The following is a 13,447-nucleotide window of genomic DNA, read 5'->3' as shown; positions in this document are numbered from 1 at the left end:
CCGGCCCCTACCGCCCCTTCCCCACCCCCACCTCAACCCCCGACACCGTCGCCGTGACGCCGTCCTTCTCCACCCGTACATCCCGCAGCTGCAGCTCCCGTGCCTCCCTCGGCAGGGTGAACGAGAAGGACAGGCGGTCGGACAGCTCCGGCGGGCGCATCGCGAGCAGGCCCGTGACCAGTTTCGGGTCGATGCCGATCTTCGACAGCAGCCAGGGGTGATCCGCCACCACGTCGACCAGGTTGACCCGCGTCAGCTGCTCGACGAACCGGGGCGTGCCGACCAGATCGTGCAGCTTCTTGTCGCTCCGCAGTGCCGAGTCCACGTCCTTCTGCGACACCCCGAGCCGCTCCACCACGGCCGGCACCGACAGCAGCGCCTTCACCCGGGCCGTGTCCCGGCTGATGAGCTCGGCGGACTCCCGGTGCAGCGTCAGACCCCGGTTCTTCCCGGGCCGGTACGTGGCGATGCCGGGCAGGTCGAGGCTCATGCCGTCGACATCCGTGGACAGGCCGCTGGTGCCGACGAGCCGCACCTGCGCCCGCGCCCGTACGCGCAGCTCCTGACCGCCGACGCTCAACCCGCCCTCCGCGCCCACCGTGTCGTCGCTGACCCGGCTGAACTTGAGCCGCGAGGCGGTGAGTTCGCGGTTCATGTCGTCGAAGGACAGGGTGATCCGGCCGTTGAGGTCGCCGATGACCGCACTGCGGATGTCGCTCGGCAGATCCCCCGTCAGCTTGATGTCACGCGCACTGGCCTGCACCTTCGCGAGCGTGACCCGGTCGGCCGCCACATGCGGCACGGTGACGTCCACCCGCTTGAGGTGCTTGTCCAGGACCTGCGTCAGGAAGGGGAACCCGTGGATGTCCACCTGGGGAGCGGCCGCCAGATGGAGTTCGTCCTGGAGGGCCCGCTGTGCCTTCTTCTCCGCGTACATCGCCGCGCACCGGTCCGCGAGCACCAGGAACCCGACGCACACGACCAGCGCGAACAGCAGCTTGGCCAGCCGGGGGAGCGCGGCGAAGGGGCTGCGGCGGCGCCGTCGACTCCGCCTGGCACGGCGGCCGTTCCCGGACCGCCGGTGGTCGGGCGGGGACCACGGCTCGTCCTCCGTCTCGGCGTACATCCGGCCGAGGTCGAGGGGCAGGATCCGGGGCCGGGGCGCGGGGTCCAGATCGGGGTCGGGGTCGGCGAGTGCCGCCAGTTCGTCGTAGGGATTGCGGGGACGGGGCGGTATGCGTGTGGGGGGTCGCATCACCTCATCCCATCACATCTGCAATCTGCGTACGTATGTGAGATCGGCGATACAGGCGTTACGACGGCGTAAAGCCGTGCGGGGGCGGCCAGTTGCCCGGCCGCCCCCGCACGTACGCCTACCTGGTCACTTCCAGTGGATGCCCTCGCCCATGGTGAACGGGTCGCCCCAGTACTCCGCCGACGCCACCTTCGTCGCGGCCGACGGTGCCAGCGCGACCGCGCAGCCCTTCTGGGTCTTGCCGTTGGTGAAGCCCTGCGGCAGGGACTCGCTGTCGCACTTGGCGAAGTTGCCGACGATCAGGAGGCTCTGCGCCTCGGTGCCGTCGCCGAGGTGGCCCTTCATGTGGGACACGGAGGCGTACTCCAGGTTCGTCGTGCCGACGTTCTTGACCGTGTAGCGGATGTAGTACGGGACCTTCCCGCTGGCCTTGTCGCCGAGCTTGAGCGGGGCGAGGTCGGCGGGGTCGCCCTTCTCGATCGCGTCCACGGTGAGGGCGATCTCGCCCTTCTTCGTGGTCCCGTACTTGAACGGGAACTGCGCCGCCTCGCCGATCTTGAACGTCTGGCCCGCCTTGGCCTGACCGCCGGTGGCACCACCGCCACCGGTCGCGCCACCGTCGGCGGCCGGGTCCGACGGCTTGGTGGACGGCGCCGAAGAGGGCGCCGACGACGTCGGGGTGGCCCCGCCGACCGGCTTGTCCGCCGCGCCGTCGTCCCCGTTGCACGCGCTCAGCGCCAGCGAACCGACGACCACCAGACCGACCGACGCCAGCTTGACCCGGCCGCCTCGGCGCATGACAGAACTGCTCATGTTCGTACTCCCCCGTAAGCCATCGTGCTGTGGATCGCCTTTGCGATCTCTGCGAACAGAGTTCCTAATGCAGATCCACCACGGGGTGCCACCGCGCTGACCGATATGCCCGTGCCCGTGGCCGATTCATGACTTGGTCAGGACGAAAGCGCTACGCGCGGCGGACGTCGGCCGCGCGGGCGCCCGCCGTGTCGTGAACGCCGCCAGGGCGACCGCGCACAGCGTCAGCGCCGTCGACGTGAACGGGAACCAGCGCTCGCCGAGCACCGCGATCGCCGCGCTGCCCGTGCCGCCCGCCGCCGCCACGCCCAGGTACAGCGCGCTGCTGTTGAGGGAGAGGAGGAGGGGTGCGGACGGCGGGTCGAGCGACACCAGGCGGGCCGGGAGCGCCACCGCCACCGCCCAGCCCGCGAGGGGGTTCAGGGCCGACGCGATCAGGGCCGTCGTCATCGACTGCATCAGCCATGGCAGGGCCAGCGACACCGTGGCCGAGACCGTGCCCGCCGTCAGGATCACCACCCTCGGGCCCCAGCGGTCCACCACCCGGCCGCCCAGCGAGCTGCCCGCCACCGAGAACGCGCCGGACACGAGCAGGAGCAGGGTCAGCTTCGACTGGTCGTCGTGGGTCGCCGGGGACGCCGCCACCGTGAAGTAGATGAAGACCGTCTGGAAGGCCAGGAAGACCAGGAACGTCGTCGCCGTCGCGCCCAGTACGCGACTGTTGGCCAGCGGGGCCAGGCGCGTCCGCAGCCCTGGGGACGGCTGGGGGGCCGGGAGGCCCCGGAGCATCAGGCCGACCCCGGCGAACGCGGCCGCGCCCAGCGCCGTGACCAGCCACATCGTCAGGCGCCAGTCCGTCCGGCCGATCCAGGTGCCCAGCGGGACGCCGAGTGCCGTGGCGACCGTGAGGCCGCCCATCACCGTGGCGATGGCCCGGCCGCGCCGCTCCGGAGGTACGAGTGCCGTGGCCACGGCGTTGGCGGTGGGTGTGTAGAGCGCCGCGCCGACCGCCGCCAGGACGCGGGTGGCGAGCAGTAGGCCGAAGGTGGGGGCGAGCGCCGAGAGCGCGTTGGCCACGGTGAACACCGCCAGGGCCGTCAACAGCGTGTGCAGCCTCGGCCACTTCGCCGTCGCCGTGGCCAGGACCGGCGCGAGCACCGCGTACGCCAGCGCGAAGACCGTGATCATCTGGCCCGCCGCCGAGACGGACACGTCCAGGTCGTCCGAGACGAGCGGCAGGATTCCGGCGATCACCATCCCGTCCGTGCCGACGGCGAAGGTGCCCAGAGCGAGCAGGAGCAGGCGTAGGCGCATCAGTTCCCCCGTATCGTTTGATGTACGTCAAACGATCGCGGAGTTGTTTGATGTTTGTCAAACGATTCTTGTGGAGGGGAGGGTGGGGGCATGGGTGACGAACCGGTCGGGGAGTGGCTGACGCAGCCCGATGTGAGTGAGATCGAGCTGGTCAAGGTGCTGCACGCGCTCGGCGACCCCGTACGGCTGAGGCTGCTCAAGGTGTACGCGGACGGGGAGCAGTACAGCTGCGCGCCCGGGGCGCTGGGGCTCGACCACCTTCATAAGTCGACGGTCTCGCACCATATGCGCATCATGCGCGAGGCCGGGGTCACGTCCACCCGGGTCGTCGGGCGCAGCCGTTATGTGCGGCTGCGTCGCGACGATCTGGATGCGCGGTTCCCAGGCCTGCTGGATGCGTTGATCAAGTCGCTGTAGGGGGCGGTCGGTCCGCCGCGCCCCTAAAGCGGCGCAGGCAGCGCCGTCGCGTGGAGCACCGTCAGCCCCGACACCGCTCGCGTCAGCGCCACGTACAGCCGCCGCAGCCCCGTGCGTTCGTCCGGCTCGCCGTCCACCACCGCCGCCGGCTCGTCCAGGACCACGTAGTCGTACTCCAGGCCCTTGGCCAGGGACGCGGGGACGAGGGTGAGGCGGGACTCCGTCGTCGTCTCCTCGCCGGGGGCCAGGAACGCCAGGCCCGCCGCCGTCAGGGCCTCCGCGAGAACCGGGATCCTCGCGTCCGCCGCGATCAGGCCGATCGAGCCCTCGTGCTCCAGCGACTCGCGGCAGGCGGCGACCACATCCGCGTCCAGGTCCGTGGACAGCCGTACGTCCAGCGAGCCCGGTGTCTCACGGACCGACTCCACCGGGGCCAGGCCGGGGGAGATGGAGGGGAGCAGCCGCGACGCGTACGCGATCACCTCGCGCGGCACGCGGAAGCCCGCCGTCAGCTCCTCCACCACCGCGTCCGCCTTGCCGAGGTGGCGCAGCGCCTCGTCCCAGCTCGCCGTCGCCCAGGGCGTGGTGCCCTGCGCGAGGTCGCCGAGGACCGTCGCCGAGCCGGTCGAGCAGCGGCGGCCGACCGCCCGGTACTGCATGGGGGAGAGGTCCTGCGCCTCGTCGACCACCACATGGCCGAGCGAGTGGGTGCGCGCCACCAGGTCGTTCGCCTCGTCGATCAGGACCGCGTCCGCCGCCGACCACTTGGCGCTCTTCACGCTCCGCGCGGGCTTGGCCCACAGGATCGTCTTCTGCTCGTCGTCGGTGAGCACGCCCTGCGCGTGCTCCGCCAGGAAGTCGGCGTCGGACAGCAGCCGCAGCACCAGCTTCGCCGGGTCGACCGGCGGCCAGATCGCCTTGACCGCCGCCTTCACCGCCGCGTTGCGGGCCACCGCGTCCTGCACCCGGTCGTCGGGCGCCTCGCCCGCCTGCTCCATCCGTACGAGCACGGTGTGCGCGATGCGCTGCGGCAGGGCGTCCCGGGCGGCGCCGTAGCGGATGTCGCGCTCCTGCAACTCGCGGACGATCTCCTCCAGTTCGTACGCCGGGACCCGCCAGCGGCGCGAGCCGCGCACCACCACCAGCGGCTCGGTGGGGATCGTGACGTGCGAGCGGACCGCCCGGCGCAGCACCTCCGCCATCCGGGCGTCGCCCTTGACGATCGCGGCGGGCGCGTCGTCGGTGCCCTTCACCTCGACATGCGCCACCAGGTCGTCCACGGTCGCCTGTTTGACCTCCAACTCGCCGAGCGCGGGCAGCACTTGCTCGATGTAGTGGAGGAAGGACGCGTTCGGCCCGATGACCAGCGTGCCGGTGCGGGCCAGGCGCTCGCGGTGCGCGTAGAGGAGGTACGCGACCCGGTGCAGGCCGACGGCGGTCTTCCCGGTGCCGGGGCCGCCCTGGACGCAGACGGATCCGCCGAGCCCCGACCGTACGATCTCGTCCTGCTCCGGCTGGATCGTCGCCACGATGTCGCGCATCGGGCCGACGCGCGGGCGCTCGATCTCTGCCTGGAGCAGCTTGCTGGTGGTGGCCGCCTCGGCGGGGTCGGTGAGGTGCTCGTCCTCGTACGCGGTGAGGTCGCCGCCCGTGTAGCCGAAGCGGCGGCGCAGACCGATGTCCTGCGGGTCCTTCCTGGAGGCGCGGTAGAACGGCTGCGAGACCGGCGCACGCCAGTCGATCACCATCGGGTCGCCCTCGGCGTCGTGCACATGGCGGCGCCCGATGTAGAACTTCTCGCCCTCCGCGCCCTCGGCCAACTCGGCGCCCGGGGCGTGCAGATAGTCGAGGCGGCCGAAGAAGAGCGGGGTGTGCGAGAGGTCCGCGAGGGCCTTGACGCGGTCGTCGATCTGGCGTTGCAGGACGGCCGCGTTGACCCAGTTCGCGGTGACGTCCTTGATGTCGAGGTTCTCCACGTCCTCGCGCATCGCGCGCAGGGCCGCACGCGACTCGCGGAGGTGGGCGCGCTCGCGGCTGAGGGGCTCTTCGGGGTCGTGCGGGGACACGGGTTTCCTCCGGGAGGGGGTCCCCCCTGCTCCTCAAGAGCTTGGGGGCTGATCGGGGCTGGGGTCCCCCTGCTCATCAAGAGCTTGGGGGAGGTTCAGGGCGCAGGATCGCCTTGCGGCTTCGGCGGCCGGCCGGTTTCCGTCCGGGCGGCGGCGCTCCTCGGAGGGAGGCGGGAAGGGAGTGCCCCCTGCTCCTGGGAGCGTGGGGGAGGGAGATTGTAGTCAGGGGGTTCGGGGGCGGTCGAACGATTTTTCCCGGCGGCCCCCTCGTCCCCCCGGCCGACCCTTAGGGACCGGGGTCCTACCCGTAGGGGACGGCGTTGGACCATAGGTGGACACGGGGGCGCCGAGGGTTCCGACCGCAGAGCGATGAAACGCGCGGGGCCCGGGAGCACCATGGATACATGAGCACCGTGACCTGCACCTCCGCGCCCACCGTCCCCGCCCCCCGGGGCGCCACCGCCACCGGCGCCCCGCACTCCCCGCACCGCGTCGGCAACGCCCTGCGCGCCTGCAAGGCCTTCGCGGGCGCCGCGCTGAGCGTCGTCGTCCTCGGGGAGTACTCGGAAGAGGCGGGCGTCCGCCGCCGCCACTGACCCCCACCGGAACCCCCTGGGGCCGCCGAGCCTGCCCCCTCCCGATCGTGTGATCCTCTAGGGTCACGGCCGTGAAGTACCGGACCGTGACCGACCGTTCACTCTTCGTTGCACCCGCGACAGGCGCCGTCCTGCTCGCCCTCTCCCTCGCCGCGCTGACAGCGCTCTGCGCCGCACTCCGCATCCCCATGGCGGACGCCCTGGTCTACCGGGCGGAGGGCGCGGCCGTCGCGCACGGCACCGAGCTGTACGGCTTCACCGTCACCCGCTGGCACCTGCCCGCCACCTACCCCCCGTTCGCCGCGCTCCTCTTCGTGCCGACCGCCTGGCTCCCCGTCCCGGTGCTCAAGGCCGCCTTCGCCGTCGGCAACGCGCTGCTGCTCGCCCTTCTGGTGCGGCTGTCCTGCCGTTTCGCCCGGATCGCGCCCCGCCCCGCCGCCCTGCTCGCCGCCACGGCCGCCGGGCTCTGGCTTGAACCGGTGTTCCAGACGCTGCTGTTCGGCCAGATCAACCTCGCCCTGACCTGCCTGGTCCTGTGGGATCTCACCCGGCCGCCGGGCTCCCCGGGCAAGGGCTTCGGGGTCGGCATCGCGGCGGGCGTCAAGCTCACGCCCGCGCTGTTCCTGCTGTACGCGCTGCTCACCGGAAGACGCCGGGAGGCGGCGACGGGCGCGGCCACCTTCGCCGGGACCGTCCTGCTCGGCGCGCTCGTCCTGCCCGGCGCCAGCGCCGACTTCTGGACCCGGCGGCTCTACGAGACCGACCGCGTCGGCAAGGCGTGGATCGTCGACAACCAGTCGCTCCAGGGCCTGCTGGCCCGGCTGCTGCACACGCCCGCGCCGGGGGCGGTGTGGATGGCGGTGGCGGCGGCCGTGGCGGCGGCGGGCCTGTGGACGGCCCGCCGCGCGGACGACCGCTGGGGCGTCCTGGTCACCGCCATCACCGCGCTGCTCGTCTCCCCGATCAGCTGGTCGCACCACTGGGTGTGGTGCGTGCCGCTGCTGGCGGTGCTGGTGGCCGAGGGCCGGACCCGTACCGCCGTCGCCGTGGCGGCCGTCTTCGCCGCGCGCACGCTGTGGCTGGTGCCGCACCAGGGGGACCTGGACCTCCATCTCCCCTGGTGGCAACAGCCGTTGGCGTCGCCGTACGCGCTGCTCGGGCTCGCCCAGGTCGCCGTTTGCCTGCGGGCCGGTGGGGGCTGGTCGCGCAGTTCCCCGCGCCCCTTGAATGCCGCTGCGCGGCAATCCCCGGGGCGGCCCGAAGGGGCGCTCCAAGGGCGCGGGGAACTGCGCGAGCAACCGACCACAACCCGCAGACGAACGCCGGGCTGATAAGGGGCGCGGGGAACTGCGCGACCAGCCCACCACCCACCCGCAGACAAACACCGGGCCAAAAAAGGGGGCGCGGCCCGCAGGCAAAAGCGAACCTCAGCCCGCATCCCCCGTAAGCAGATCGTCCGCGTCCACGATCCGGTACGCATAGCCCTGCTCCGCCAGGAACCGCTGCCGATGGGCCGCGAAGTCCTGGTCGAGGGTGTCGCGGGCCACCACGGAGTAGAAGTGCGCCTGGTGGCCGTCGGCCTTCGGGCGCAGCACGCGGCCCAGGCGCTGGGCCTCCTCCTGCCGCGACCCGAACGTGCCGGACACCTGGATGGCGACCGTCGCCTCCGGCAGGTCGATCGAGAAGTTCGCGACCTTGGAGACGACCAGCACGGAGATCTCGCCCTGCCGGAACGACTCGAAGAGCTTCTCGCGCTGGGAGTTGGGCGTCTCACCCTTGATCACCGGCGCGTTCAGATGCTCGCCCAGCTCGTCGAGCTGGTCGATGTACTGCCCGATGACGAGGATCTGCTGGCCCGCGAACTTCCGCACCAGCGCCTCGGTGACCTTCCGCTTGGTGGCGGTGGTCGCGCAGAACCGGTACTTCTCCTCGGTCTCGGCCGTCGCGTACGCCAGCCGCTCGGAGTCGGTCAGATTGACCCGGACCTCCACGCAGTCGGCGGGCGCGATGTAGCCCTGCGCCTCGATCTCCTTCCACGGCGCGTCGAACCGCTTCGGCCCGATGAGCGAGAAGACGTCCGACTCGCGGCCGTCCTCCCGTACGAGCGTGGCCGTCAGCCCGAGGCGGCGGCGTGCCTGGAGGTCGGCGGTGAACTTGAAGACGGGCGCGGGCAGCAGGTGCACCTCGTCGTAGACGATGAGCCCCCAGTCCCGGGAGTCGAAGAGTTCGAGGTGCGGATAGACGCCCTTGCGGCGGGTCGTCAGCACTTGGTACGTGGCGATGGTGACCGGGCGGATCTCCTTGCGCGTACCGCTGTACTCGCCGATCTCCTCCTCGGTCAGCGAGGTGCGCTTGACCAGCTCGTGCTTCCACTGCCGGGCCGAGACGGTGTTGGTGACGAGGATGAGGGTGGTGGCCTTGGCCTGCGCCATCGCACCCGCCCCGACCAGCGTCTTCCCGGCGCCACAGGGCAGCACGACCACGCCGGAGCCGCCGTGCCAGAACCCCTCGACGGCCTGCTTCTGGTACGGCCGCAGCGCCCAGCCGTCCTCCGCGAGCTCGATGGGGTGCGCCTCGCCGTCCACGTACCCCGCGAGGTCCTCGGCGGGCCAGCCGAGCTTCAGCAGGGTCTGCTTGATCTGGCCGCGCTCGGAGGGGTGCACGGCGACGGTGTCCGCGTCGATCCGGGCGCCGACCAGCGGAACGACCTTCTTCGACCGCAGGATCTCCTCCAGGACCGGCCGGTCGGTGGTGGTCAGCACCAGGCCGTGGACGGGGTGCTTGCTCAGTGTCAGCCGCCCGTAGCGCGCCATCGTCTCGGCGACGTCGACGAGCAGGGCGTGCGGGACGGGGTAGCGCGAGAACTCGACGAGCGCGTCCACCACCTGCTCGGCGTCGTGCCCGGCCGCGCGCGCGTTCCACAGCCCGAGCGGGGTCAGCCGGTAGGTGTGGATGTGCTCCGGCGCCCGCTCCAGCTCCGCGAACGGCGCGATGGCCCGGCGGCAGGCGTCGGCCTGCTCGTGGTCGACTTCCAGGAGCAGGGTCTTGTCCGACTGGACGATCAGTGGCCCGTTCACGTACCTACATCCCTCCGCAGGTGCCAAACCTCCAGTGTGCCTCAGCTGGGGGGCCCGGGGTTCGTCTGCGGGCCGGTGGTGGGTTGCTCGCGCAGTTCCCCGCGCCCCTCAGGTAGTCGGCCGCAGCCGGAAAACCCCAGCTCAGCCAGACGAACCCCGGGCAAGACGGCCGCTCAGGCCGGGTCGTCCGCCAGCTCCGCGACGCCCGTGATCCGGTGCAGCGGATACGTGCGGACCTCGTCGGCCGTGTGGTCGTACGCCGTCACGAAGCCGCCCTCCACCCGCACCGGCGCGATCACCCGCTGGCTGGCCGCGCCGTCCGCGTTGACGTAGCCGATCCACAGCGCCGAGCCGGTCATCACGGCGGCCTGGACGGTGGCCAGGGTCTCGGCGGCCGTGGTGCGCGGCAGCCCGCCGGGCTCGGCGGGAGCGGCGTGCGGCTGCTCCTTGCGTACGACCGTGGCGGCCTCGTCGCCCGCGCGGATCGCCCGGACCGCCGCGCCGAGCAACGTCTCGTCGGGCAGCGGCGGGCCCTCCGGAACCGGCGCGGGGGCGGTACGGGGCGGGGTGCGGCGGGTGTCGGCGCGGGTGATCACCACATCGCCCTCGGCGGACTCGGCGGCCGGGGCGTAGCCCATCGCGCGCAGGCCCTCCAGGAGGGCGGCGGGGTCGGCCTGGGCGGCGAGGACCGTCGGGGCGAGGCGGCGCAGCCGCAGCCCGGCCGACCGCTTGTCCGCGACGATCTCGTCCAGGAGCGCGTCGTCGTCGCAGCGCACATACGCCGAGGCCGCGCCCACCCGGAGGTGCCCGTGGCGGCGGGCCACGTCGTCGATGAGGTAGCTGAGCGGCTGCGGCACGGGCGTGGTGCTGTGAGCGGCCAGGAACGCGTGCAGGTCGGAGGCCGCCTGCCCGGCGTCGAGGGCGCGCCGTACCGAGGCGGGCGTGAACCGGTAGACGGTCGCGCCGCCCTTCGACTCGATGTCCGCGAGCACGTTCAGGGTCGCGGCGAGCGGCCGCCGCAGCGGGCCGGGCGCGACGGCGGTCAGATCGGCCTGGAGCAGGACGTGGTCGACGGGCTCGGGCAGGTGCGGCGCGAGGGCGGCGGCGGCCCCGAGGCCGAGGAGCGGGGCGGCGTCCGTGCGGGAGGGGGCGACGCTGCCCGTGGCGAGCAGCGCCCGGCCGTGCGCGGCCAGCGCGCCCCGGCCGGTCACGCCGAGCAACTCGGCCTCCGTCAGCGTCCATTGGGCGAGCCGGGGCCGCAGGTCCTCGGGGCCGGTGCGGGTCGGGTGCTCCCAGCGCAGCCGGGCGAGCAGCGTCTCGGGGTCGGGCGCGGTCCCCTCGGGCAGCCGCGCGAGCAGGGTGAGCACACGGTGGCGCACCTCAGGGGCCGGGGAGCGGTCCAGGTCGGGGCCGAGGGCCGCCAGGGTGCGGGCGCGGGCGTCCTGACCGCCGACCAGGCCGGGCGTACGGGTCGCGGTGAGCCACGCGGCGGCCAGCCGCGACCACCGCTCGGCGGGCGGCAGGTCCAGCCAGCCGTCGTACGCGGGCGTCGGCGCGTACCGCTCGTCCGCCTCGCCGTCCGACGCCAACAGCCCGGCCACGTAGGCGAGTTCGAGCCAGAAGGCGGCGGCCTGCTCGGTGGTGTCGAGGGCGGCGGCCGTCCGCTTCAGGTCGCGCACGCTCAGCCCGCCCGCGCGCAGTACGGCGGGCCCGCCCTCGTTCCACTCGGCGAGCAGGTCCTCGACCATGGTCAGCGCGGTCAGCGCCTGACCGGCCGCCGCGGAGTCCACCACCTGCGGCCGGTACTCCTTCGCGGGCGCGACGGCGGGCGCCACCGGCTCGGGCGCCCGGTGCGCGCGCCCGGCGCGCAGATGCAGGGCGACCTCGCGCGGCAGGACGACCGTGCGGGCGGAGGTCGGCAGCAGCAGCCCGTGGTCGCGCAGCCAGCGCACCGGCGGCGCCGGATCCGCCGACACCTCTCCGTACGGCGGCCCCCACACCAGCCGGTCGAGCACCGCGAGCGCCTCCGGCGGGGCGGTGTCCAGGAGCTCCGACATCCGTCCCCGGTCGGTGAACAGCGAGGTCAGCGCGGCGACGGCGGAGACGGGGTCATGGGTGGCGGGCAGCCCGGCGGCTTGCAGGATCTCCTGCACCCGCCCCGGCGACATCCCGGCCGTGGCCTCGGCGACGGTCGGCCCGAGACCGGTCGGGGAGGGGTGCGTGGGGGAGGGCGCGAGCAACTCGCGGGCGGTGCGCACGAGCCGCAGCCGCTCGTCGGACCCCCACACGAGCGCCTGCTCCCGCAGCCCCGCGAGGGCCCCGGGCAGCGCGCTCTCCACCGCGGTGTCGCCCTCGTCCCCCGCCACAAGCGCGAGCAGGACGGGATACGGCGCCGGGTCCGGCGCCACGGCCAGCGCCTGCGCGGTCTGGAGCGCGAACCGGTCCAGCCGCTCCAGCGCCCGTACGACCGAGGCCCGCGTCCCGGCCCGGGTGGCCAGCTGGGTCAGATCGTTCGGTACGGGAGTGAGCAGGTCGGGCCGGGCGCGCAGCAGCGCGGCCAGGGAGGCGTCGGGGCGGGAGCGGAGGGCTTCGGCGAGGGTGCGGGGCGAGGACGTGGGGGTGCCACGGCTCCCGGCGTCGGCCGCGCCGGTCGTTCCGCCCGCCTCGCCCGTTCCGCCCGCTCCGGTCGTTCCTTCGGACACGTGCGCCTCCTGGTCGCGCTCGCCGGTCCCCATCCGCCCCACGTTAGCCGCTGCGCGCTACCGTCAGGGCAGGGAGGCGGCGGCGGGCCCCGGCGGGGCACGGAGGGGAACGGTGTGGGGATCGAGAGCGACCAGCTGGTCTACGACTATCTGAGCCGGGTCGGCGACCTGGCCCAGCAGCGGCAGCTGCCCTCGGCGGCACGGATGCGGCTGGTGTCCGGGCTGCGTGACGAGATCGACCGCAGACGGGCGAAGTTCGGCAGCGACTCCCCGGCCGCGGTGCGCCGGATCCTGGGGCGGCTCGGTACGCCGGACGAGGTGGTGGAGTCGGTGGCGACGCACGGGGCCTACGAGGCGCCGGCGGAGGTGGAGACGGCGGTCCGCGGGGTGCCGGGGCAGCGGGACGGGGGCCGGGGCCGCCGTGTGGCGTTCCCGCGCCCGCGCGCGTCGTCGCCCCCGCCGCCACCGCCCCCGTCGCAGACGGCCGCGTCCCCGCCCCACTTGGCGGGGATGGACGAGCTCGGCCCGTCGGACGGCGAGCCGGACTGGTGGCGGATCGAACCGGGCCCGATGGGCGGGATGCCGGGGGATTCGGTCGCGGGGTTCGTGGGCGGGGTGGAGATCCCGGAGATACTGCGGCCGCCGGAGGAGTCGGCGGAGCCGGAGAAGGCGGAGCCCTCGAAGGATCCGGATCCTGCGGAGACCGAGGACGAGGCCCCGCCGCCCCGCACCCCGAACTGGCGGGCCCTGCTCCCCGGCGCCACGGCCACCCGCCGCCCCCTGACGAACCCCCTCCTGCTGCTGGCGGCCGCGCTGCTGGTGGTGGGCGCGGCACTGGGCAACTGGCTCGCGCTGGGCGGCGGCTGGCTCCTGGCGTACGTCTCGCGCCGCCTGACCCCCGCGGAGACGAAGTGGGCGGTCCTGGGACTGCCGTCGCTGGCGGTGGCCGCGGGCCTGGTGTGGCTGTGGGGCCGCCAGAACGAGCGGTGGGGCGAGCCGATCGCGGAGGGGGCGATGGGGGATGCGGTGGCGGGGGTGTGGCCGTGGGTGGTGCGGGGCGCTGCGCTGTCCTCGGCGGCGTTCTTGGCCTGGCGCTCCCAGCGCCGGCGCTGAGCGCTGAGCAGGCGAGTGCTTCGTCTGCGGGCCGGTGGCCGGTTGCTCGCGCAGTTCCCCGCGCCCCTGAAATGCTCGGCTTCGCCATCGCACT

At 73.4% G+C, this 13,447-nt stretch carries 10 protein-coding genes; 4 read left to right on the top strand and 6 right to left on the bottom strand.

Annotated elements, in window-relative coordinates; genetic code table 11:
• Positions 1 to 7 precede the first annotated feature (7 nt).
• The 3 genes from BX283_RS19710 to BX283_RS19700 form a co-directional block, all read right to left on the bottom strand.
• On the bottom strand, positions 8 to 1,255 hold the full coding sequence (locus BX283_RS19710; protein WP_101388884.1) for a DUF2993 domain-containing protein: 1,248 nt from the start codon (positions 1,253 to 1,255) through the stop codon (positions 8 to 10).
• A 126-nt stretch (positions 1,256 to 1,381) separates the two neighbouring features.
• Positions 1,382 to 2,068, bottom strand: coding sequence for a hypothetical protein (locus BX283_RS19705; protein WP_143676439.1), 687 nt, complete (start codon positions 2,066 to 2,068; stop codon positions 1,382 to 1,384).
• Positions 2,069 to 2,194: 126 nt separating this feature from the next.
• Positions 2,195 to 3,382, bottom strand: coding sequence for an MFS transporter (locus tag BX283_RS19700; protein ID WP_101388882.1), 1,188 nt, complete (start codon positions 3,380 to 3,382; stop codon positions 2,195 to 2,197).
• A gap of 90 nt (positions 3,383 to 3,472) precedes the next feature.
• Here BX283_RS19700 and BX283_RS19695 point away from each other — a divergent pair, with 90 nt between their 5' ends.
• Entirely contained in the window at positions 3,473 to 3,799 is a 327-nt protein-coding gene (locus BX283_RS19695; RefSeq protein WP_101388881.1) for a helix-turn-helix transcriptional regulator, read from the top strand.
• A 23-nt stretch (positions 3,800 to 3,822) separates the two neighbouring features.
• Here the strand turns inward: BX283_RS19695 and BX283_RS19690 are convergent, their stop codons facing one another.
• Positions 3,823 to 5,865, bottom strand: a complete 2,043-nt coding sequence (locus BX283_RS19690) for an ATP-binding domain-containing protein (protein ID WP_101388880.1) — start codon at positions 5,863 to 5,865, stop codon at positions 3,823 to 3,825.
• 404 nt (positions 5,866 to 6,269) lie between these two features.
• Here BX283_RS19690 and BX283_RS19685 point away from each other — a divergent pair, with 404 nt between their 5' ends.
• Both BX283_RS19685 and BX283_RS19680 read left to right on the top strand, forming a co-directional pair.
• Positions 6,270 to 6,461 carry a hypothetical protein gene (locus tag BX283_RS19685; protein ID WP_101388879.1) on the top strand — a complete coding sequence of 64 codons (192 nt, stop codon included), beginning with the start codon at positions 6,270 to 6,272 and terminating at the stop codon, positions 6,459 to 6,461.
• A gap of 131 nt (positions 6,462 to 6,592) precedes the next feature.
• Positions 6,593 to 7,792 (top strand): glycosyltransferase 87 family protein, encoded by a 1,200-nt coding sequence (locus BX283_RS19680; RefSeq protein WP_373979599.1) that lies wholly within the window; start codon positions 6,593 to 6,595, stop codon positions 7,790 to 7,792.
• A gap of 96 nt (positions 7,793 to 7,888) precedes the next feature.
• On the opposite strand, the gene BX283_RS19675 is transcribed toward BX283_RS19680, so the two are convergent.
• Together BX283_RS19675 and BX283_RS19670 are read right to left on the bottom strand one after the other, a co-directional pair.
• Complete coding sequence (locus tag BX283_RS19675; protein WP_101388878.1) at positions 7,889 to 9,538, bottom strand: DNA repair helicase XPB; 1,650 nt, start codon at positions 9,536 to 9,538, stop codon at positions 7,889 to 7,891.
• 173 nt (positions 9,539 to 9,711) lie between these two features.
• Positions 9,712 to 12,273: a helicase C-terminal domain-containing protein gene (locus tag BX283_RS19670; RefSeq protein WP_101388877.1), complete on the bottom strand. Its 2,562-nt coding sequence runs from the start codon at positions 12,271 to 12,273 to the stop codon at positions 9,712 to 9,714.
• An 81-nt stretch (positions 12,274 to 12,354) separates the two neighbouring features.
• Between BX283_RS19670 and BX283_RS19665 the strand changes: the two genes are divergently transcribed.
• On the top strand, positions 12,355 to 13,353 hold the full coding sequence (locus BX283_RS19665; protein WP_101388876.1) for a hypothetical protein: 999 nt from the start codon (positions 12,355 to 12,357) through the stop codon (positions 13,351 to 13,353).
• The last annotated feature ends 94 nt before the right edge of the window (positions 13,354 to 13,447 follow it).

The organism is Streptomyces sp. TLI_146, assembly GCF_002846415.1.
In the GTDB taxonomy this organism is placed as follows: domain Bacteria; phylum Actinomycetota; class Actinomycetes; order Streptomycetales; family Streptomycetaceae; genus Streptomyces.
Note: the sequence above shows the minus strand (reverse complement) of the source record. Positions and strands in the feature narration are given on the sequence as shown.